Genomic DNA, 21033 nt, shown 5'->3' with positions numbered 1-21033 from the left:
CGACAGGCGGCGCGCGGGCCGGCATCAGACTATATGCCTCTGCCGCAAATGTGCAACTGACCCGGCCTCAAGCGTGGACAGCGGCGAAATGGCGCTCCAGCTCGGCCTGGGTCCGGCTCCTGGCGTGCGCCAGCGTGTCGCCGCCCGCCGCCGCGCGCTGGACCGAAAAGAAATGGATCGTGCGCAGACCGATGGTGTTCAGGATGGCGGTCAGGTACGGCGTGAGGAAGTCGGGCTGGCGCGCGGGCTCGGACGCGAAGGATCCGCCGGACGACACCGCGACATATACCGGGCGGTCCGCCAGCACGCCCAGCTTGCCGGTGGGGATGTGCGTGAAGGTCCGGTTCGCGCGCACCACATGGTCGATCCAGGCCTTGAGCGCCGAGGGCACAGTGTAGTTGTGCATGGGCGTGCCGATGACCAGGCAGTCGGCGGATTCCAGCTCGCGTATCAAGATCTCGGAATCGGCCAGCGAGCCGCGCGCCAGGTCGGCGGCCGCCCCTGGGGTGCCCAGCGCGCGGGCATAGTCGCCATCCACATGGGCGATCGTGCCCTGCCGCAGGGGCCGGCCGATGACCCGCGCGCCAGGATGCTTGCGCACGAGCCGGTCGACGATGGCGCGGGACAGGCGCGCGCTTTCCGATCCCTCGAGCCTCGGGCTGCAATCCAGATGCAGGATGCGGTTCATCGCGGCGTCTCCTGTTCCAGGGGCTTGGAGAAGCGCATGGCGCTGGTCAGCAGGCCCTGGCGGAAATAGAAGCGCTGGGCCAGCGCGTTCGACAGGCCGGTATCCAGCACCAGTTTGGCGCAGCCGGCGCGTCGCGCCGATTCCGTCAGCGCGTCGAGCAGCCGGGCGCCCAGGTTGCGGCCACGGCTGGACTCGTGGGTCACCAGGTCGTCCACATACAGGAAGCTGCCGTAGATGAGGTTCTCGTCCAGCCGGTAGCCGGCCAGCGCCAGCGGCTCGTCGCCGCGCCAGGCGCCGAGCAGGCGATAGCGCTGGGCCGCCATGCGGCGCACGCGCGCGGTGAAGTCGGCCGGGTCGGCCAGATGCGGCCGCAGCTGGCGCATGAGGGGGAAGCAGGCGCGCAGTTCGTCTTCGGTGTCCGCGTGGCGGAGTTGCATGTCGTCCAATTGCGTGGGTCCTGGTGCGGGCGCTGGCGCGGTGGCCGGCGCGGGTGGGTACAGGTCTCCATGCTACGGTCGGCATGGCTTATCACATATATCCAAGAATGATGTTTTGTACTGGGCCATGATGACTTCCCCCTTGGATTCGGGAGTTTGACGAGGGCTGAGCGCGGCAGATCCGCCGCATTTCCGGGCGCCATGAAGTGCCCGATTCTGTACGTACAGGTAGTACGTACAAGATGTACACTAGCGCGTCTTTCCCGCCGACAGACGCGCGCATGAACGTCTGCCTGATCGAAAATTCCTCATGGAGACTCCTACCTTGGCAACCGAATCCACCCGTTCCCCATTCTTTGGCACGATGCAGAAAATCCCAGGCGGCCTGATGCTGGTGCCGCTGGTGCTGGGATCCATCATCGGCACATTCGCGCCGGACGCGCTGACGATCGGCGGCTTCACCACCGCGCTGTTCAAGAACAGCGCCCTGCCCCTGATCGCCCTGCTGATCTTCGCAACGGGCACCCAGGTCAACACCCGCACCGGCGGCCCGATCCTGGCCACCGCCGGCACCATCTTGCTGATGAAGACGCTGGTCCCGGCCACGCTGATCATCATCCTGGGCAGCTACGTGGGCCTGAACGGCGTGCTGGGCGTGTCCATCCTGGCCATGCTGGCGGCTTTCGACAACAGCAACGGCGGCCTGTGGCTGGCCTACACCGGCCAGTATGGCGACGCGCGCGATCGCGGCGCCTACGTCGCCAGCGCGGTCAATGACGGTCCCTTCTTCAGCCTGCTGTTCCTGGGCGCCTCGGGCCTGGCCGACATTCCGCTGGTCGCGCTGGTGGCGGCGCTGGTGCCATTCCTGCTGGGCGTGGTGGTCGGCAATCTGGATGCCAAGTGGCGCGACGTGCTCAAGCCCGTGCCGAACATCGTCATCCCCTTCTTCGCCTTCGCGCTGGGCACCGGCATCAACCTGGGCGCGGTCGTCAGCGGCGGCGTCAGCGGCCTGATCCTGGGCCTGATCATCAGCCCCATCACGGGCGGCCTGGTCTACCTGGGCTACCGCTACATCCTGCGCCGCGGCGGCAAGAGCGGCCTGGGCTTCGCGGCCGGCACCACCGCCGGCAACGCCATCGCCACCCCGGCCGTGGTGGCCGCGGCCGATCCCTCGTTCCAGCAGTACGTGGGCACCGCCACCGCCCAGGTCGCGGCCTGCGTGCTGATCAGCTCGATCCTGGCGCCGGTGCTGGCGTCATACTTCCTGAAGCGCGCCGGTGAACTGAAGCCGGTTGCCGTAGACGGCGAGGAAGGCGTGGCCCCGGCCGCACCGCTGAGCGCGGCGCGCGGAGAAGCGCTGTGAATCCCGTGATCGCCATCGTGTCGGACGACCTGACCGGTTCTGGCGACACCGCGGTGCAATTCGTGCGCGCCGGCTGGAGCACGCACCTGTCCATCGGCGGCGCCGACGAGGCGCTGGCCGGCGACGGGCAGGCCGAGGTGCTGGCGGTCACGACGCACAGTCGCGCCCTGCCCGCCGATCAGGCCGCCGGGATCGTGCGCGCCAACGTCGAGCGCTTGCGACAGGCCGGCGTCAAGCGCCTGTACAAGAAGGTCGATTCCACGCTGCGGGGCCCGTTCCTGGCCGAAATCGAAGCGGCCTGCGCCGCCTGGGCGCCGGACGCGATCGCGGTCATCTGCCCTGCTTTTCCCGCCACCGGCCGGACCGTGTCCGGCGGCGTGCTGCTGGTGAACGGCAAACCGGTCACCGAGACCTCGGCCGCGACCGACCCGGTCACGCCGGTCACCGAAAGCCATATCCCCAGCCTGCTCCGATGCGCCCATGTCGGCCAGGACGGCCTGGCCTCGGCCGATGAGCTGGCGGCCCGCATCGAGCGCGCCGGCCGGATCGTCGTGGTCGACGCGGCCGACGAGGCCGAGCTGGAGCGGCTGGCGCAGGCCATCGGCCTGTTGGGCGAGCGCGCGCTGCCGGTCGGCGCGGGCGGCCTGGCCGCGCCGCTGGCCCGTGTCTGGGCTGGCGCGGAACAGGCTGGCACGGTGCTGGTGGTCGTGACCTCCCAACATAGCGCCGCGCGCGCCCAGGCGGCGGCGCTGATCGCCGCCGGCGCCCGCTGCTGGATGCCGGCGCCCGCGCAGTTGGCCGACGCCGACGGGTGGCGCGCCTGGAGCGCCGCCCTGCTCGACGCGCCCGCCGACAAGGGCGGCGTGGCGATGCTGCTGGCGCCCGAAGGCCATGCCGACGGACTCGACGCCGACATGGTGGCGCGACGGCTGGGCGGCCTGGCGGCCGCCTGGATCCGGCATCGCGGCGCGGCCGGCGTGGTGGCCACCGGCGGCGATGGCGCCCGCGAGGTGCTGCGCGCGCTGGACGCGGGCGGCATCGCGCTGGCCGATGAAGTGATGGGCGGCGTGCCCCTGGGCACGCTGACCGGGGGCCAGGCCGCCGGCCTGCCCATCGTGACCAAGGCCGGCGGCTTTGGCACGGAAGATGTATTGGTTCGCGCCGTGCGCGCGATCCGCGAACGGAGATTCAAGCAATGACTCAGAGCAATTCCCGCAACCTGCCGCTGCTGGCCGTCACGCTGGGCGACGTCGCCGGCATCGGCCCGGAGATCACCGCCAAGATGCTGATGGGCCACGAGGCCCTGCGCGCCAAGGCGCGGCTGGTGGTGGTCGGCGACGCGGCCGTGATGGCCAACGCGGTGCGCGGCCTGGGCGGCGATCCGTCCATCGTGCGCACGGTGGCTCGTCCGGCCGACGCGACCAACGCGCCCGGCACTATCGAGGTGGTGCAGGCCGGCCCGTCGCTGGCGCACGTCAAGCTGGGCGAGATCAGCGCCGAGGCCGGCGACGGCTCGGTGCGCTTCGTCACCACCGCGTGCGCGCTGGCGCGCGCCGGCGAGGTCGACGCCATCGTCACCGCGCCGCTGAACAAGGCCGCGATGCACGCCGCCGGCCACAAGTGGCCCGGCCACACCGAACTGCTGGCGCATGAGTTCGGCGTCAAGACCTTCTCGCTGGTGCTGTCCGCCGGCGACCTGTACGTATTCCATGCGACCACCCACGTATCGCTGCGCCAGGCCATCGAGGACGTGAATCCGGCGCGCATGCGCGCCGTGCTGCGCCTTGCCGGCGCCTTCGCCAAGGCGCTGGGCCGTGGCGACAAGCCGGTGGCCGTGGCCGGCCTGAACCCGCACGCGGGCGAGAACGGCATTTTCGGCAGCGAGGATGCCGACATCCTGGCGCCGGCGGTGGCCGAGGCCAATGCCGCCGGCATCCTGGCGGCCGGCCCGATTCCGGCCGACGCGCTGTTCCCGCAGGCCGTGCGCGGCAAGTGGGAATTCGTGATCGCCTGCTATCACGACCAGGGCCACGCGCCCTTCAAGTCGGTCTATGGCGACGACGGCGTAAACATCACGGTCGGCCTGCCGGTGGTGCGGGTGTCGGTGGACCATGGCACCGCCTTCGACATCGCCGGCAAGGGCATCGCGCGCGAGGACAGCCTGGTGCTGGCCGCCGAGCGCGCCGCCAACCTGGCCCCCGGCTGGTCGCATGTATGGGAAACTGCGCGGGCACAAACAGGAGGTTGATTCCCATGGCGCCCGCCCAGGCCGATGCCGGCCCCGTACTAGACCGCTCAGGCGACTTGCCGCTGCACGCCCAGATGGCCGCGCAGCTGCGCGGCGCGATCCTCGACGGCCGCGCGCCGGCCGGCACCGCCCTGCCCAGCGAGGCGGCGCTATGTGAGCGCTACGGCGTGGCTCGCAGCGTGGTGCGGCAGGCGCTGGCCTCGCTGGCGGCCGAGGGCCTGATCCGGCGCGAGACGGGACGCCCGGCCGTGGTCGCGGTGCCGCAGCAGCATCGCCGGCTGGTGCAGCGCTCCACCGGCTTTCATCAGCAGCTGGCGCAGAGCGGTGTGGCGCTGGAGACCCGCGTGCTGGGCCTGGAGCCGGCCGACGCGCCGGCCGAGGTCGCCGCGTTCTTCGGCACCGGCCACCTGCTGCGCCTGGAGCGCCTGCGCCACGTCGGCGGCACGCCACTGGCCTATGTGCGCACCTGGCTGCCCGCCGCCCGGCTGCCCGGGCTGAGCGCGGCGCAGTTGGAGAACGCGTCGCTGCACGCCGTGCTGCAACAGCGCTACGGCCTGCAGCCGCACAGCGGCCGCAACCGCATCCGCGCCGTGGCGGCCGACCGGGTCCAGGCCGGTTTGCTCGACGCCAAGCCCGGCAGCCCGCTGCTGATGCTGGAAGGCCAGGGCCTGGACCAGCACGGCCGTCCCATGGAATGGTTCACCACCTGGCATCGCGGCGACCAGCTGGTGTTCGACGTGGACGTCAACGACACCCACGAAAGCGTGCAGCCGCGCCTGCGCGACGAGCCGGTCGTGCCGGAGCCCGGACAGGCCGCCGCCGCGTCCGGCGACGCGGAAGATCCGCTGGCGCGGGCGCAGGCGCTGGTGCAGGCGTTGTCCGCCGAACTGGAACGCCTGCGAGCGGCCCGCTGAGGGGGAAATCCCCGGCGCGTCCCGCGCCAAGTCGTGGATAATCCATCCAGCGCGGCGCGGTGTCGCCATGTCCGGCCCACCGCGAGTCGCGCCCTGCCCTCGCCTGGAGAACCTTCCGATGATGCGCCGTTCCGCCGCGATGTCCGCCCTGTGCCTGCTGGTCCTGTCCTCGTCCGCGCTGGCCGGCTCGGCGCCCGCCGAGCTGTCCTGTGTTTCCGAGAGCGGCAAGGTCACGATCAAAGGCCAGATCCCATCGCCTTCGTCCGAGGAAATGGCGCTGACGCTGGACTACATGAAGACCCGGCTGACGTTCAATTCCAACAAGACGTCCGGCCATGTCGTCGAGAATTTCCCGGTGGGCGTGTTCACGCTGGTGATTCCCAGTGAGCCCGTGGCGCTGACGCTGTATGCGCTGCCCGCGTCCATCACGGTCAAGATGCAGCCCAACGGCGACATGGCGGGCAAGTTCCAGGCCAAGCTGCTGGGGCCGCGTCCCGGCGCGCGCGCCGAGGGCGACTTGCCGTTGAAGGCGAACATGAGCTGCGACTACCGCTATAGCCTGTAAGGGGGGCGGGACATGGATGGTCATTCGGATATCCGCCATGGCGGCTGCCTGTGCGGCGCGATCCGCTTCGAGGCCGTTGGGCAGCCGGGCAATCCCCATGCCTGTTCCTGCGAGTCCTGCCGCCGCCACACCGGCGCGCCCAGCGTCGGCTGGGTGGAGTATCCCAGCTCGATGCTGCGCTGGACCGGCCCGGGCGGCGCGCCGGCCGTCTATCGTTCATCGGACTATTCCAGCCGCGCCTTCTGCCCGCATTGCGGCAGTTCGCTGGGCGCGATCGACGATGCGCCGACGGTGGCCTTGTTGATTGGTGCTTTCGACGAGCACCGGGATCCCGCATTGCGGCCCGACGGCCATTCCTTCGAGGATGGGCGACCGTCCTGGTGGCCGGATGTCGCGGGACCGGCGGACTGAGTCCGGCCGTGTCCGGTTCCCGTATGTGTCAGCCAAGCACCTGGTCTTATTCAGCCAACGGCGCAAGCGCCTAGTCCCTGGCGGCTCCATTGCCAGCCGTGAACCATCGCAGGAATTGGTCAAGAGGCATCCTTGTCCCGTTGACGTCGACTTCGTCCATCGTGATGGACAAGGTCGATCGGACCGTATCGTTCTCGATCTTCAGCAGGCCCATGGCAGCCCATTTCCCGGCAGCCTCCGCGACCACGGGCCGCACCCGTGCAAGCGCCTGCTCGGCAGGCACGCCCATGAGTCTTGCCCAGAAGACCAGCAGATCCACCGTGCCGGCCTGGGACAGCTCGATTTCGGCGTTCAGCTTGCGTATCCGCGCCAAGCCCGCGGAACCACGGGAGGCCGCGGCCTGCTTGCGCAGCTCCATATCCAGGTTGACGTTCAAGGCCCCGGCTACAGCACCCAGCTGCAACGGCGCCAGGGAGACCTGGGCGCTGCCCATCAGGATCTGATCGATGCTGGTGATCAGTTCCTCGAGATCATCTGACGAGAATGGCGGAATGTTCCCCTGCACGACACCTTGCCATGTGCGAATGATTACCAGGAAATTGATGAAATCGAGCGCGGACAGCGCGTCGGAATCCAGATGCTTCAGGTCCAGGGCGAGCCTTGCCGTGGCGACGTCCTTTTCCCAGCCGTTGATCATGCCGACGTCCAACGCGGTCTTGAGCGCCAGGCCAGAGTCGGCCTCGATGAGATCGAGCGCCAACGAGGTTGGCTGGACGATGATCGGCGGCAAGGAGGCGTGCCGTATCGTCAGCGTCTGGAACGACAGCTTCCGGTCGGACAGGGGGACATCGTTCTTGCCGGGCTTGCCGCGAAAGGCGAAGGCGCCTCCCTGCAACGCCATGCCGGTCAAGCCAGTTGTTGTCGGCGCATGGTCCAGGGTCAAACTGTCAAATCGACCCGAGAACTCGCTGGCTCCGGCCTCGCGGTCCAACCTCCAGAGCAGGTTCATTCCAGAGAACGACAGCTTGGCTCCATCCCTGACAAACGCCATCGGGGCCAGTTCATACGTGCCTTCGAGCTGCTTTCCATAGCTGACGCGGGACGTGCCCGTCAAAGGCGTTACGCCCTGGGTCGCGGCGAACCATGCGTTGACATGCGACGTTGCTTGAAGCTCGAGCCGGGTCGCCACCATGGCCGGCCTGAAGTCGCCGGCGGCCAGCCTTCGGAACGGAAAGGGACCGTGGTCGGCATGTTCCACGATGTCGATCTCCCGGGTTTCAGCGCCGGGTATCGAAAGCGTCAGGCGAGAGCGGGCCGTGGATGTAAACACGCCGCGTTCGAATGAAATCAACTCGGTGACGATCGAGTAGCCCGTGCTTTCGCCGAGCGCCTTCGCTTGCGCATTGTCCTGTTCCAGCGATTCCCGGAGAAAGGCTTCGGCCATCTTCCCCGAGTACCAGGCCGCGCCCGTCCATGCCGCGCCCAGCGCCAGGACACCCCCCGCAATCACCGCCTTCTTCATGACACCCTTACGGTTCAAATATCAATGAAATGATCGTGCATGGGCAAAGGCGCCCGTGGCTCAACGCGTGACCGCCTGCTCCAGCCGCAGGCCCTGCCGCGTCGCGTCCAACGTGACCCGCGCGCCCAGCGGCAGCGTCAGGTTCGGATCGCCGTGGCCACTGGGCCAGCCGGCCAGCACGGGAATGCCCAGCGGGCCGAAGCGCTCGCGCAGCAGGGGATGGAACGCGTACTGGAACTGCGCATCGTCGCGCGCGCCTGAGCGTGTGAAACTGCCCGCCAGCACGCCCTTGATCGATTCGAACTTGCCCGCCGCCGCCAGCTGCGACAGCATGCGGTCCACGCGCGGCACGGCTTCGTTGACGTCCTCGATGAACAGGATGGCGTCGCGCGTGTCGATCTCGTGGCGCGAGCCCTGCAAGGCGCAGATCAGCGCCAGGTTGCCGCCCGCCAGCCGGCCGGTGGCCGTGCCGGGCATCAGCGTCGTCGGCAAGGCATAGTCCGGCGCGCCGATCCAGGCGCCCTGCCCCATCCGGCCGCCGACCATGGCGTAGAGGGCGGACTCGGTGGGTTCCTCGCGCCCGTTCAGCAGATCCTGCGCCAGCATCGGGCCATGGAAGGTCACGAAGCCCGCATGGCGCTGGATGGCCAGATGCAGCGCCGTGATGTCGCTATAGCCGATGAAGGGCTTGGCGTGGCGGCGCAGCAGTTCGTAGTCCAGCAGGTCCAGCAGGCGCCAGGAGCCGAAACCGCCCTGCAGGCACCAGACGGCATCGATATCGGCGGAAGTGAAGGCCGCGTGCAGGTCGGCCGCGCGCTCCGCGTCCGTGCCGGCCAGATAGTCGAAAGGCGTGTCCAGGCGGCTGCGGGCGGCCGGCATGATGCGCGGTTGATAGCCGCGCGACAGCAGCCAGTCGGCGGCATCGTCCGCGGCGTTCGGCGCGGCCGACGCGGGCGCGACGATGGCCACGCGGCCGCCGGGCCGCAGCGGCGGCACGGGCGCGCCCTGCGCGGGCATGGCCGCTTGCGCGCCGCCGGACGAGCGCGGCGCGACGGTGCGCCGGGTCGCGCAGCCGCCCAGGGTCAGCGCGGCCAGTCCGAGCATGCCGGCCTGTTTGAGAAAACCTCGGCGCGCTGGCGGGATGGAATCGTGCGGCATCGGTCGGGCGTGCTCCTTGAGTATGTCGGCTGCTCGGCGGATCGCGTCGGCCTCAGAAGCGCTCGTAGTCCAGGCGCGCGCGCCATTGGCCGGCGGGCAGCCCGGCGAGCGGCAGGCGGCCGATGCGGATGCGGCGCAAGGCCCGCAGTTCCAGCCCGGCGGCGTCGCAGGCGTACTCGATGAAGCCCGGCGCGGGCGTCTTGAGCGCGAAACGCAGCCGGGTTTCGTTCTGCCAGCTGACCTGCATCGGCGAGGCCGGCCGGCCGTCGTAAGGCAGGCCCCGGCGCAGCCAGGCGAGTCCTTCCGCGTCCAGGCTGCCGCTGACCTCGGCAATGTATTCCTGTTCGACCAGGCGGGCTTCTTCCTGCAGCTTGCGCGCCACCGGATATTCCTGCGTGTAGACCACCAGGCCACTGGCGGCGCGCTCCAGCGGCGTCACCAATCGCAATCCGGCCAGCAGGCGCTTGAGGTAGCGCTGCGGCGACCGGTCGCCCTCCATGCGGTTGGCGGGCACGATCAGGTCGCGGGCCGAGCCCGGTTCGTCGTTGGCATACACGCCCACGGGTTTGTGGACCAGGATGGTCACCGGCCGCAGCGTCTCCAGGCGCGCGCCGGGCAACAGGCTGACGGTCTGGCTCGCGCCGACCCGGAAACCGGGCTCCTCGACCACCTGCCCGTCCACCGCGATCCAGCCGCCTTCGATATAGCGTTCGGCGTCGGCGCGCGAGCACGATTGCTGGACCGCGACGCGCTTGGCCAGGCGTTCAGTGCCATCCGCCATCTTGTCGTCGGCGCTCATCGCTGCGGCCTCGCCGTCAGGAAATCAATGGAATGGGCGCTCAGGCGCGTGGCGGCCGGCGCGAAGCCGTGCGCGGTGAACGAGGCACAGGTGGGCCGGAGGTCGGCGGGCGAAGGCATCATGGATTAAGGCTGACTGCTGAAAGACCGGCGCGCGGATCACGGCAAGGGCTGGCGCGGCGGCCAGGTGCGCTTGCGGCTTGCGCGGCTGCAAGTGCCGGATGTTACGCCTTTTCTCGTCGCCGGATGGCTGCCGGGGGGAGGTTTGCCAAAGCCCGTCCGACGGGCTATAAGACCTCAGCTTAACTTCAGGTCAATTCATATGGCAAAGGTCGTGGCGATCGACTACACGCGCTCGTTGTCCGTCGGCGAAGTGGCCAAGCGCAGCGGCGTGGCCGTGTCGACGATCCACTTCTACGAGTCCAAGGGCCTGATCAAGGCGACCCGCAGCGAAGGCAACCAGCGGCGCTTTTCCGGCATCGTGCTGCGCTACATCGCCATCATCAAGGTCGCGCAGCGCACTGGCATACCCCTGGACGAGATCCGCGCCGCGCTGGGCGAGCTGCCGCCAGACAGCAAACTGACGGCGGCGCAGTGGAAAAGCCTGTCGGCGCGCTGGCGCCAGACGCTGGACGAACGCATCAAGCGGCTGACCCGCCTGCGCGATGAACTGGACAACTGCATCGGCTGCGGCTGCCTGTCGCTGCAGGACTGTCCGCTGCGCAATCCGAACGACGCGCTGGCCGCCGAAGGGCCGGGGCCGCGCATTCTTGAGCGTCCGTGATCGGCGGGCGCCGCCATGTTCCGGCGCGCTTGGCGGCCGTCCCCTTTCGCGGAGACGCCGCGCTCGCGCCGCCAACAGGCACGGCCAGGCCAGGTCCTCAGCCCTGGGCCAAGGCGGTCGACCCGTCCGGGCGCCGGATGGCCAGGCGCGACAGGAGCAGGATCAGGCTTGAAAGAAGCAGCATGCCCGCGATCAGGTAGTTTCCCGATATTGTGTCCCCCGTGCGGGACTTCAAATAGCCAAACACGGCCGGGAACACGGCGCCGCCAAGAATGCCGATGGAGGAGATGAACGCGATGCCCGCCGGCGCGATCTGCCGGGGGAGATAATCCGTCGCCACGACCGCCAGCAGCGGCCAGCCGGCGCTCAGGCTCAGGCCTGTGGCCACGATGGCCATCATCGAAGGCACGAAGCGTCCGCCAGCAAGCACGAAGCTCATCTGGCCCGCGGCGCCGATGAAGGTGAGCGCCAAGAAATACCAGTGCCGGTTCATGCAGCGGTCCGAGCGTCGCCCCGCCACGATGGCCCCCACGGCGCCGACCACGCTCGCCACCGAGGCGATGGCGCCAATCGATACCAGGTTCGTGACGCCCAGGTTCCTGATGAGGGTCGGCAACCAGAAACCCCAGGCGTAGACGGCGCCAAGCTCCAGGAACGTCGCCATGGCCAGCAGCCATATCGCGGGCATTCGGACGACCTGCATCAGCTCTTCGCGCACCGTGAGCTTGTGCTCGGTCGACCGGCACTGCCGCAGGTTCTCGGCGAGTCGTAGGCATTCCTGTTCGTTCAACCAGCCCCCCGGCGTCGGGCCGTTCTTGAGCACCGCCCAGACCACCATGCCCAATATGATGGCCGGGAGGCCTTGCGTCAGATAGACCCACTGCCAGCCTTCCAGGCCGCCAAGCTGGTGCAGATACTTCATGGTGGCGCCGCTGAGGGGGCCGGAGATGACGCCGGTCACCGCCGCTGCCGACGAGAACAGGGTAATCGCGCCGCCGCGCCGGGACGCCGGGAACCAGTAACTGAGATAGAGCACGACGCCGGGAAAGAAGCCGGCCTCGAAGACTCCCAGGAAGAATCTCACCACATAGAACTGCGCGGGCGTCCGGACGAAGGCCGTCGCCGCGGCGGTCAGTCCCCACAGCACCATGATGCGTACGAAGGTCTTGCGCGCGCCGATCCGCGCCATCAGCAGATTGCTCGGGACTTCCAGCAGGCAATACCCCACGAACATGATGCCTGCTCCGATACCGAACGCCGTATCGCTGAATCCCAGGGTATCCATCATTTGCAGCTTCGCGAAGCCGACATTCATGCGGTCCATGCAGGCCGCCATGTAACCCAGGAACAGGAGCGGCACGATTCGTAGGGTGACCTTGCGATAGAGCGCATCGTCGCAAGCGGAAGGATCAGTAATTTTGGACATGGCGGGACCTATGTATGGCTATCTGGGGAACAACAGGCGGCTGGGTTCAATGGTCTGCGTCAAAGGGGAACGAGATAGCGCTTGGCCAACAGGTACCAATACGCGCAGCCGATGGCGACGTTGTCGTCGTTGAAGTCGTAATTCGGGTTGTGGATCGTGTTGCCGCCCTTGGATCCAATGGAGCCGTTGCCGATGAAGAGATAGCAACCGGGCTTCTTTTCCAGCATGTAGGCGAAGTCTTCGCTGCCCATGGCCACGGGACGCTCCAGATCCACCTGCTCCGCGCCGATCAGCTCCAGCGCGACAGACTTGGCGAAATCCGTTTCCCTGCCCGTATTGACCACGGAGGGGTAGCCCCGGAAGTAGTCGACGTGCGCCACACAGCCATAGCTGTTGGCCTGGCCGTGGGCGATTTCGCGAATGCGCTCCTCCAGCAGCGAACGCACGGCCGGATCCAATGCGCGTATGCTCAGGCCCAGAACGGCATCCTGGGGGATGACGTTGTATGCGCCGTCGGTCCGCGACTCGCCGGCATGCATCATGCCGACGCTGATCACTGCGTTGCCGACGGGTCCGACATTGCGGGAAACGATGGTCTGCAATGCCATCACCAGGCTGGCCATCGCCACGGTCGGATCTATCGTTCGCTCGGGTTTGGCCGCGTGCCCGCCCACGCCCTCCAGGCGGATGGTGGCCCTGTCGCTGGATGCCATGGCCGGCCCTTCGCGAAACTGCAGCCGGCCTTGGGCGACGCCCGGCGCGTTGTGCATGGCATAGACCGCGTCGACGGGGTACTTGTCAAAGAGACCGTCCTCGATCATCCGCGCGGCGCCGCTGCGCGGCCCCCCGGCTTCTTCCGCCGGCTGGAAAATCAAGGTCAGGGTTCCGCTCCAGGCGGTATCGCTGGCAAGCGCCTGTGCCGCCGCCAGGAGCATCGCCGTGTGGCCGTCGTGGCCGCAGGCATGCATCACGCCCCTGGACTGGCTGACCCATGAATAGGCGTTTTTTTCTTCGATGGGCAAGGCATCCATGTCGGCGCGTATGCCGATATGCCGCGAGCCATTGCCGCGCCTGAGCTGCCCCACCACACCGGTGCCGCCGATGCCCAGCTCCACCGTGTAGCCCATGCGGGCAAGGCGTTTCGCCACGATGTCGCTGGTTCGATGCTCGGCAAAACTCAGTTCGGGATGCTGATGCAGATCTCTTCTAAGATCGATGAAGTCCTGCACATCGGTGCCCAGGGACTTTAGGAATGCGTCCATTTATCGCTCGCCATGGTTGAAGGTCGTCCTGAGATCGGGACGTTGAAGGGAACAGTGATGCTGTTGAAAATGCGGCGCCTCGGCCCATGCAACCCGCCACGAGCGATGCGAAGCCGGGATGTTAGAAGCGCGGCCGACGCCAGTCCCTAGGGAAAAATAGGATGCCGGGGTTGGCATGCCAACCGACGGTTTGCATCGTCGACGCTTGCGCGGCGCGGCCTGCGGATGTAGGCGGATGTATGGGGGAACGCGTCAGTGATCGGAGCGCGTCACGGCCATGAAGGAACGGCGTATTGCCGGATCCTCCGAGTTATGGCCTTGCTCGATCACGCTCATGAGGCAATCGATGAAGTCCCGCGCCGCGCCGCTCAGGGCGAAGTTGTGCTTGGTCAGCAGCGCGATCGTCTGTTCCGGAATTTCTTCGCGCAGGGTCAGCGGATGCAATATCCGCGCCTTCTCTGCCTCGATCAACGGCCATGGACTGATCGTCAGCATGTCCGTGGTTCTGACGATGGCGCCGACCACCTGGGCAGACCGCGCGTAATGCAGCCGGACCGGCTGGGAGGCCGCCAGGACGCGGCGCCACAAGCGCTGGACGCCCGGGGTATGGTGTTCTATTTCGCCGATCAGCACCCAGTCCTGGCCGGCCAGCTCCTCCAGCTCCCGCGCATTCGACAAGGGGTGTCCTGGCCGGCAGGACACCGTGATGCTGTAGTCGAGCAAGGGGCGTACCGTGAATTCCGCCACGTCCGACGGCGGCGCAACGCCGATCGCCATGTCGAGGGTGCCATCGCGCAGCGCGCTGTATTCGGCTCCGATGAGCTCGTGGATATCGAAGCGCACATCGGGGCGGCGCCGGATGAGCAAATGGAGGGTCGGCCCGAGCAGAACGCGCGCGACCCATGGCGTGACGCCGATCGTGATGCGCGTCGTCGTTCCGCCGCGCAGCGTCGCCAGGGTTTGATCCACGGCGTCCAGCTGTCCCAGCACCTGGCGCGCATGGGTCAGCAGGGCCTTGCCGGCATCGGTCAGCAGCATGCCGGCGGCGCCGCGCTGGAATAGCGGCAGGCCGGCCAGATTTTCCAGATCGATCAGGCCGCGGCTGACGGCCGTAGAACTCACTCGCAAAGTCAGCGCCGCGGAACGCACGCTGCCTCGTCCGGCCACCGCCGCAAGGTACTGCAGATGATGCAGCTTGATCGTCATGGATTCTTTCTGGCCGCGTGCCTGCGCGACATGACCGTGCCTGTCAGTCCGGGAGGAGGCTGTCGATCTCCCGGTCGCTGTTGCCGGCGACGCCCGGTCGTCTGTTTGTCCGGGCGGCGTCGGAGAAGTATGAGGATGGCGCGCCCGCCTTGGCTGGCTGCGTCGAGCGCTCATCTTCCGCGGCATGCCTGCCCATAGAAATCAGACAAATCTGAAAGTAATTCGCGGCTTGCCCGCCTCTCCGGCTCAGTCGCTCCCCTGCCCGGTCGCCATTTCCGGAGCGGCCGGCGCCGGCGTGGTCAGCATCATCAGATGCCGGGTCAGCGCGGCCAGTTGCCCATCCTGCTCCCGGATCCGGGCCTGCAGCTCGGCCGTCTGAGTCTGCGCCGCGCTGCGTAGCTGTTCCAGGCTCTCTTCCCGCGCCCTCGCGCTCCCGGCCGCCAGTTCCGCCGCCGAGTGCGCCGCGGCCAGTTCCGCCTCCAGCCTTGTCAGCCGTGCCGCCTGTTCGGCAAACCGGGCCTGGGCCTCGCGTTCCCCGGTCTGCTGGCGTTCCCCGGCGCGTAGCAGCTCTGCCTCCAGCGCGGCCGTCTTGCGTTGGCTCGCCGCGACGGCCTCGTCCAGCTTGGACTGCAGGCGCTTGGCGGCGCTGCGTTCCGCGTCCAGTTCGTTGAGCCAGCGGCGTTCATGCGCGGCGTGGCGGGATTCGAGCGCGGATTGGGCCTGCGCATGCGCGTCGCGGGCTTGTTCCGCCTGCGCCTGCAGCGCCTGTTCCGCCGCGCGGGATTCGGCCAGCTGGGCCTGCGCGGCATCCCACTGGGCATCACGCTGGCGCAACTGCGCCTCGGCCGCGCGCAGGCGCGACTCGGCCGCTTCGAGCTGTGTGCCGGCCACGGCCAGGCTCAGCCGCATGTCGTCTTCCCGCGCCGCCAGCGCCAGGGCATGCTGGCGCAGGCGTTCGGCTTCGTCGGCATTGGCCTGCCGCTGCGCCGCCAGTTCGGCTTGCGCGTCGCGCTGGGCGGCGGTCTGTTCCGCGCGCGCCAGCTCCAGCGCGGCGTCCCATAGACGCGCCGCCGCCTGCGCGACCGGATCGGGCACGGCCTCCTGGCTGGCGAAGGCGCGCGGATCGCGGATGCGCGCGCCCAGCGCCTTGAACCAGGTCTCCAGATAGGGGCTGACGGTGTTGGGCGAGCCCCGGCCGATCTTCTGCCGCACTCTTTCGATGGTGGGGCGCGCGCCTTCCAGCAGCAGCGCGTCCGCCGCCGTCCAGACGTCTGATTCCGTGATTCCGGTGGCCATAGTGATCTCGTTCGGTGTTTTTGCCTTGCGCAGGGCTGGAATTACTCACGATAATGGCTCGTCCCCGGCCGACGACTGGGCCGACGCGCTCGCCGAACAATCCCGCGCCAATCCGCCCACCCAGGCCGACGGCCTGAAGCCGCAGGAACCGCAGGACGATTGGGCCGCCGCCATGGCCGAACAGACCGCCGCGGCGCCCGCCGCCGCTGCCGCCCCGGCGCCGGCGCCAGCCCCCGCTCCGGCCCAGCCCGCCGCGCAGCCGGCCGCCCAATCGGTGTTCAAGCCGCTGTCCGGCACCACCACGGGCGCAGGCACCGACATCGACCTGATCATGGACGTGCCCGTCCAGCTCACCGTCGAACTGGGACGCACCCGACTGACCATCAAGAACCTGCTGCAGCTGGGCCAGGGCTCGGTGGTGGAACTCGACGGCCTGGCCGGCGAGCCCATGGACATCTTCGTCAACGGCTATCTGATCGCCCAGGGCGAAGTCGTGGTGGTGGAAGACAAGTACGGCATCCGCCTGACCGACATCATCACGCCGTCCGAGCGCATCAACCGCCTGAACAACCGCCGTTGACCAGCGGGCAGGCCATCATGACCGAATCCGCCCTGCTGCGCGTCATCATCGGCCTGGTGCTGGTGGTGGCGGCCATCCTGGCCTCGGCCTGGCTGGCCCGGCGCGCCGGGCTGGTGCAGCGCGGCGGCGGCAACCTGCTCAAGCAGGTTGCCGCCCTGCCGCTGGGCGCCCGCCAGAGCGTCGTGGTCATCGAAGTGGACAAGACCTGGCTGGTGGTGGGCGTGAGCCCGAACCAGCTCACCACCCTGCACACCATGCCTGCCGGCGAGCTGCCCGAAGGCGCTTCCCTGCCCGCCTCGGCCTTCGCGGCCAAGCTGGGCCAGGCGCTCAAGCGCCGCTAGCCCGCGACCCTCATGAATTTCCTCAGACGCATGACCTCCTCCCGCGCCGGGCGCGGCATGCTGCCCATGCTCGGCGCCGCGGCGCTGCTGGGGCTGGCGCTGTTCCCGGCCGGCGTCGTGGCCCAGGCCACCCTGCCCGCCCTGACCGCCACGCCAGGCCCGAACGGCTCCGAGACGTACTCGCTCAGCATGCAGACCATGCTGCTGATGACCTCGTTGTCGTTCCTGCCGGCGGCGCTGCTGATGATGACGGGCTTCACCCGCATCATCATCGTGCTGGGCCTGCTGCGCAGCGCCATGGGCACGGCGATGTCGCCGCCCAACCACGTGCTGATCGGGCTGGCGCTGTTCCTGACCTTCTACACCATGTCGCCGGTGTTCGACAAAATCTACGCCGACGCCTACAAGCCGCTGTCCGAGGGCTCGATCCAGTTCGAGACCGCCGTGGAGCGCGCCGCCGGACCGCTGCGCACCTTCATGCTGCACCAGACCCGCGAGAACGACCTGGCGCTGTTTGCCAACCTGGCCAAGCAGCCCGCGCTGGAGGATCCCTCGCAGGTGCCGTTGAAGATCCTGGTGCCGGCCTTCATCACCAGCGAACTCAAGACCGCGTTCCAGATCGGCTTCACCATCTTCATTCCCTTCCTCATCATCGACCTGGTCGTGGCCAGCGTGCTGATGGCGCTGGGCATGATGATGGTGCCGCCGGTGACGGTGTCGCTGCCGTTCAAGCTGATGCTGTTCGTGCTGGCCGACGGCTGGCACCTGCTCATGGGCTCGCTGGCCCAGAGCTTCTACCAATAAGCCCGGAGGACCGCCATGACCGCTGAAACCGTCATGACCATGACCTACCAGGCGATGAAGATCGCGTTGGCGATGGCCGGCCCGCTACTGCTCGTCACGCTGGTCGTGGGCCTGGTCATCAGCATTTTCCAGGCCGCCACGCAGATTAACGAGATGACGCTGTCCTTCATCCCCAAGCTGCTGGCCATGTGCGGCGTGCTGGTGCTGCTGGGTCCGTGGCTGATCGGCCTCATGGTGGACTACATCCGCCAGCTCATCGGGCAGATCCCCGGCCTGGTGTCCTGACCGGCGCGGCCGCCGGCGCACCCATGATCGCGTTCACACTCGAACAGCTCAACGGCTGGATCGGCCAGTTCATCTGGCCGTTCGTGCGCATCCTGGCGCTGGTGGCCACCGCGCCGCTGTTTTCCGAATCCGCCGTGCCGGTGAAGGTCAAGGTCGGCTTGTCCTTCGTGCTGGCGGCCGCCATCGGCCCGACGCTGGACCCCATGCCGCCCGTGGCCCCCGGCTCCTACGCCGGACTCTGGATGGTGATGCAGCAGGTGCTGACCGGCATCGCGCTGGGCTTCACCATGCGCATCGTGTTCGCCTCGGTGCAGACGGCCGGCGAGTTCATCGGCCTGCAGATGGGTCTGTCCTTCGCATCTTTTTTCGATCCCGGCACCGGCGCCAATACGGCGGTGCTGTCGCGCATGCTCAACGTCATCGCCATGTTGACCTTCCTGGCGCTTGACGGACACCTGCTGGTGCTGGCGGCGCTGGTGCGTTCCTTCGACACCCTGCCCATCGCGCAGATCCAGCTGCACCAGAACGGCTGGGGCGTGGTGGTCGAATGGGGCAAGACCATCTTCGTGTCCGGCCTGCTGCTGGCGCTGCCGCTGATCTGCGCACTGCTGACCATCAACCTGGCCATGGGCATCCTCAACCGCGCCGCGCAGCAGCTGTCGGTGTTCTCGGTGGGTTTTCCCGTGACCCTGATCGTGGGCGTCACCGTGCTCACCGTGGTGCTGCCCCATGCCGGGCCCTTCCTGGAATCGCTGTTCGAATCCGGCCTCTCGGCCATGAGCCGAGTGGTAGACGGATTAGCCGGAGGCTAATCCGGAGTGGAGCCCCCCCGGAGCGCTTGCGCGCTTCCCCCCAGGGGGCGCCGCTACGGACCGGCGGAGCCGGATCCGTGCGGCCCCGGTCTGGGAAGACTGAGGCAGATTGCGAGACTGCCCGTCATGGCCGCCCCTTCCAAGCCGGCACGGCCAAGCCATCCCCTCAAGGCTGGCCGGTCAGGCGGAAGACACGGATCGTTTCACGCAGCGAGCCGGACTGTTCGCCCAGCTGCATGACCGCGCCGCCCAGCTCCTGCACCAGCGAGGTGTTCTGCACCGTCATCACGTCCATCTGCGACACGGCCGTGTCGACCTGTTCGATGCCGCTGGACTGTTCCTGCGAGGCCTGCGAAATCTCGCCGATGATGTCCGTGACCCGGCGCACCGCCGCCACGATCTCTTCCATGGTCGCGCCCGCCTGCTCGGCCTGGGCCGAACCCTCGTTGACGCGGTCCACCGAGTCCTCGATCAGGCCCTTGATCTCCTTGGCCGCCTGCGCGCTCTTCTGCGCCAGATTGCGCACTTCGCCGGCCACGACGGCGAAGCCCTTGCCGGATTCGCCGGCGCGCGCCGCCTCGACCGCCGCGTTCAGCGCCAGGATGTTGGTCTGGAACGCAATGCCCTCGATGATGCTGACGATGTCGGCGATCTTGCGCGAGCTGTCCGAGATGCCATGCATGGTGTTGACCACCTGGCCGACGGCCACGCCGCCCCGGCGGGCCACGTCCATGCTGCTGGCGGCCAGCTGATTGGCCTGACGCGCATTGTCGGCATTCTGGCGCACGGTGGAGGTCAGCTGCTCCATGCTCGCCGCGGTCTGCTGCAAGGAGGCCGCCTGGCCCTCCGTGCGGCCGGCCAGTTCCTGGTTGCCGCGCGCGATGTGCACCGCCGCCTGGGTGGTGCCCTCGATGCCGCGATATACGTCCTGCGCGATGCCGATAAGGCTCTTGCGCATGACTTCCAGCGAGAACATCAGGCTGCCGATCTCGTCGTCGGACTCGGCCACGATCTGCGTGGTGAGATTGCCCGCGGCCACCTGGCGCGCCATGTTGGCGGCGTCCACCACCGGGCCCGTCACCGAACGCGACAGGCGCCAGCCCAGCAGGAAAACGGCCGCCACGCCCAGGCTCACCAGTGCGCAGCCGAAGCTGGCGCCGGTCGTGCTCAGCGCATCCCAGTTCGCCCGCAGGCCATAGACCCCCGCGCCCGCCACGAAGCCCGCCGACAGCAGCGCGTGACGCAGCATGCGGCTGCGCACGCCAGGGCGGAACGGATACGCCAGCACGTCGATGATGCGACGCCAGCCGGCGCGCACGGGCCGGCCCCGTCGGATGCGCACGCCGCGCGCGCGCCCCTCGCGGATACGGGCATAGAGCGCCTCCGCCATCTCGATCTGCTCGTCGGTGGGCCGCACCCGCACCGAGGAATACGCCACCACCTCGCCATTCTCGACGATGGGCGTGGCGTTGGCCAACACCCAGTAGTAGCCACCGTCCTTGCGGCGGTTCTTGACCAGCCCCAGCCAGGACTCGCCCGCCTGCAAGGTGCGCCACAAATCCTCGTAGGCCTGCGGCGGCATGTCCGGGTGACGGACGATGTTATGCGCCTTGCCGATCAGCTCTTCGCGGGAGAAGCCGCTGACCTCGATGAAGGCGGGATTGGCATAGAGAATCCGGCCTTTGGTGTCAGTGCGCGAGATGAGGTATTGATCCTCGCGCAGCTTGGTTTCCACATTGTGGACGGGAAGGTTCACTCGCACAGCCAGTCTCCTGTTGCTTCATACGGAGAAGAGCGATTCCATGACGGCAAGCACGCCGGGCCCGCGCGATGCGCAGGCCTGTCCCCGTCTGGTCCGTGAATCCGAAATGCCATCTTGCACCGCTTTCAGACGTCGAAACCTGTTTCACCGCCTATCTCCAGGCGTTATCGCAATTAACGGCTACTTTTTCGAAAACTTAACGTGCGCGGAATCAAACTATCGTCATTTTCCTGTGCTAGGGAAACCCGGCGATCCCGTGCCCGACATGCCGTTCCTGCCCATGCGCGGCATCACTCGGGCCGCCAACGCGACAACGGCGGCGCGCCCCGGACCCGGGACGTGCCGCCGTTGTCGCGTTGGCGGCCCGAGTG

The 21033-nt window shown here is 68.1% G+C and carries 22 protein-coding genes; 12 read left to right on the top strand and 10 right to left on the bottom strand.

Going from position 1 to position 21033, the window contains the following annotated elements:
- Positions 1-67: 67 nt before the first annotated feature.
- Positions 68-688, bottom strand: coding sequence for an FMN-dependent NADH-azoreductase (locus AC6LJ5_RS26400; RefSeq protein ID WP_498142071.1), 621 nt, complete (start codon positions 686-688; stop codon positions 68-70).
- Positions 685-1125, bottom strand: coding sequence for a GNAT family N-acetyltransferase (locus tag AC6LJ5_RS26395; RefSeq protein ID WP_103276476.1), 441 nt, complete (start codon positions 1123-1125; stop codon positions 685-687). The genes AC6LJ5_RS26400 and AC6LJ5_RS26395 overlap by 4 nt, the downstream gene beginning before the upstream one ends.
- Positions 1126-1450: 325 nt before the next feature.
- Between AC6LJ5_RS26395 and AC6LJ5_RS26390 the strand changes: the two genes are divergently transcribed.
- From AC6LJ5_RS26390 to AC6LJ5_RS26365, 6 genes are all read left to right on the top strand, one after another.
- Positions 1451-2488: a 2-keto-3-deoxygluconate permease gene (locus AC6LJ5_RS26390; RefSeq protein WP_103274437.1), complete on the top strand. Its 1038-nt coding sequence runs from the start codon at positions 1451-1453 to the stop codon at positions 2486-2488.
- Positions 2485-3687 (top strand): D-threonate kinase, encoded by a 1203-nt coding sequence (gene dtnK / locus AC6LJ5_RS26385; protein WP_498142070.1) that lies wholly within the window; start codon positions 2485-2487, stop codon positions 3685-3687. Before AC6LJ5_RS26390 ends, dtnK begins: the two co-directional genes overlap by 4 nt.
- Positions 3684-4736: a 4-hydroxythreonine-4-phosphate dehydrogenase PdxA gene (pdxA, locus tag AC6LJ5_RS26380; RefSeq protein ID WP_212320061.1), complete on the top strand. Its 1053-nt coding sequence runs from the start codon at positions 3684-3686 to the stop codon at positions 4734-4736. The genes dtnK and pdxA overlap by 4 nt, the downstream gene beginning before the upstream one ends.
- Before the next feature lie 5 nt (positions 4737-4741).
- Positions 4742-5650 (top strand): GntR family transcriptional regulator, encoded by a 909-nt coding sequence (locus AC6LJ5_RS26375; RefSeq protein WP_498142069.1) that lies wholly within the window; start codon positions 4742-4744, stop codon positions 5648-5650.
- A 118-nt stretch (positions 5651-5768) separates the two neighbouring features.
- Entirely contained in the window at positions 5769-6215 is a 447-nt protein-coding gene (locus tag AC6LJ5_RS26370; protein ID WP_103274441.1) for a hypothetical protein, read from the top strand.
- A 12-nt stretch (positions 6216-6227) separates the two neighbouring features.
- Positions 6228-6626 (top strand): GFA family protein, encoded by a 399-nt coding sequence (locus AC6LJ5_RS26365; RefSeq protein ID WP_103274442.1) that lies wholly within the window; start codon positions 6228-6230, stop codon positions 6624-6626.
- 70 nt (positions 6627-6696) lie between these two features.
- Here AC6LJ5_RS26365 and AC6LJ5_RS26360 read toward each other — a convergent pair whose 3' ends face one another.
- The 3 genes from AC6LJ5_RS26360 to AC6LJ5_RS26350 all read right to left on the bottom strand — a co-directional run bounded on the left by AC6LJ5_RS26360 (position 6697) and on the right by AC6LJ5_RS26350 (position 10105).
- Positions 6697-8148 (bottom strand): YdgA family protein, encoded by a 1452-nt coding sequence (locus AC6LJ5_RS26360; RefSeq protein WP_498142068.1) that lies wholly within the window; start codon positions 8146-8148, stop codon positions 6697-6699.
- Positions 8149-8208: 60 nt separating this feature from the next.
- A complete protein-coding gene (locus tag AC6LJ5_RS26355; protein WP_498142073.1) occupies positions 8209-9144 on the bottom strand; it encodes a S66 peptidase family protein in 936 nt (311 codons plus the stop codon).
- Between the two features lie 214 nt (positions 9145-9358).
- Entirely contained in the window at positions 9359-10105 is a 747-nt protein-coding gene (locus AC6LJ5_RS26350) for an RNA pseudouridine synthase (RefSeq protein WP_369869680.1), read from the bottom strand.
- Between the two features lie 321 nt (positions 10106-10426).
- Here AC6LJ5_RS26350 and soxR point away from each other — a divergent pair, with 321 nt between their 5' ends.
- Positions 10427-10888, top strand: coding sequence for a redox-sensitive transcriptional activator SoxR (gene soxR, locus AC6LJ5_RS26345; RefSeq protein WP_103274444.1), 462 nt, complete (start codon positions 10427-10429; stop codon positions 10886-10888).
- A gap of 97 nt (positions 10889-10985) precedes the next feature.
- Here soxR and AC6LJ5_RS26340 read toward each other — a convergent pair whose 3' ends face one another.
- From AC6LJ5_RS26340 to AC6LJ5_RS26325, 4 genes are all read right to left on the bottom strand, one after another.
- Positions 10986-12314 carry an MFS transporter gene (locus AC6LJ5_RS26340; RefSeq protein WP_498142067.1) on the bottom strand — a complete coding sequence of 443 codons (1329 nt, stop codon included), beginning with the start codon at positions 12312-12314 and terminating at the stop codon, positions 10986-10988.
- Between the two features lie 59 nt (positions 12315-12373).
- On the bottom strand, positions 12374-13576 hold the full coding sequence (locus AC6LJ5_RS26335; protein WP_103274446.1) for a M20 aminoacylase family protein: 1203 nt from the start codon (positions 13574-13576) through the stop codon (positions 12374-12376).
- 252 nt (positions 13577-13828) lie between these two features.
- On the bottom strand, positions 13829-14782 hold the full coding sequence (locus AC6LJ5_RS26330) for a LysR family transcriptional regulator (RefSeq protein WP_158658426.1): 954 nt from the start codon (positions 14780-14782) through the stop codon (positions 13829-13831).
- A 246-nt stretch (positions 14783-15028) separates the two neighbouring features.
- Positions 15029-16078, bottom strand: coding sequence for a DNA-binding protein (locus tag AC6LJ5_RS26325; RefSeq protein WP_498142066.1), 1050 nt, complete (start codon positions 16076-16078; stop codon positions 15029-15031).
- 25 nt (positions 16079-16103) lie between these two features.
- On the opposite strand from AC6LJ5_RS26325, the gene fliN reads away from it, so the two are divergent.
- From fliN to fliR, 5 genes are read left to right on the top strand one after another with little or no spacing between them, the layout of a single operon-like run.
- Complete coding sequence (gene fliN / locus AC6LJ5_RS26320) at positions 16104-16658, top strand: flagellar motor switch protein FliN (protein ID WP_498142072.1); 555 nt, start codon at positions 16104-16106, stop codon at positions 16656-16658.
- Between the two features lie 17 nt (positions 16659-16675).
- The gene (gene fliO / locus AC6LJ5_RS26315; protein ID WP_103276438.1) at positions 16676-16999 is read left to right on the top strand and encodes a flagellar biosynthetic protein FliO; all 324 of its coding nucleotides are present in this window, start codon (positions 16676-16678) and stop codon (positions 16997-16999) included.
- 57 nt (positions 17000-17056) lie between these two features.
- Positions 17057-17803 carry a flagellar type III secretion system pore protein FliP gene (fliP, locus tag AC6LJ5_RS26310; RefSeq protein ID WP_199771043.1) on the top strand — a complete coding sequence of 249 codons (747 nt, stop codon included), beginning with the start codon at positions 17057-17059 and terminating at the stop codon, positions 17801-17803.
- A 15-nt stretch (positions 17804-17818) separates the two neighbouring features.
- On the top strand, positions 17819-18088 hold the full coding sequence (fliQ, locus tag AC6LJ5_RS26305) for a flagellar biosynthesis protein FliQ (RefSeq protein ID WP_103274036.1): 270 nt from the start codon (positions 17819-17821) through the stop codon (positions 18086-18088).
- A 23-nt stretch (positions 18089-18111) separates the two neighbouring features.
- Entirely contained in the window at positions 18112-18900 is a 789-nt protein-coding gene (gene fliR / locus AC6LJ5_RS26300; protein ID WP_212322347.1) for a flagellar biosynthetic protein FliR, read from the top strand.
- A gap of 166 nt (positions 18901-19066) precedes the next feature.
- Here fliR and AC6LJ5_RS26295 read toward each other — a convergent pair whose 3' ends face one another.
- Positions 19067-20662, bottom strand: a complete 1596-nt coding sequence (locus AC6LJ5_RS26295) for a methyl-accepting chemotaxis protein (protein WP_498142065.1) — start codon at positions 20660-20662, stop codon at positions 19067-19069.
- Between the last annotated feature and the right edge of the window lie 371 nt (positions 20663-21033).

It is taken from the genome of Achromobacter sp. 1011791174 (genome assembly GCF_059760925.1).
Note: the sequence above shows the minus strand (reverse complement) of the source record. Positions and strands in the feature narration are given on the sequence as shown.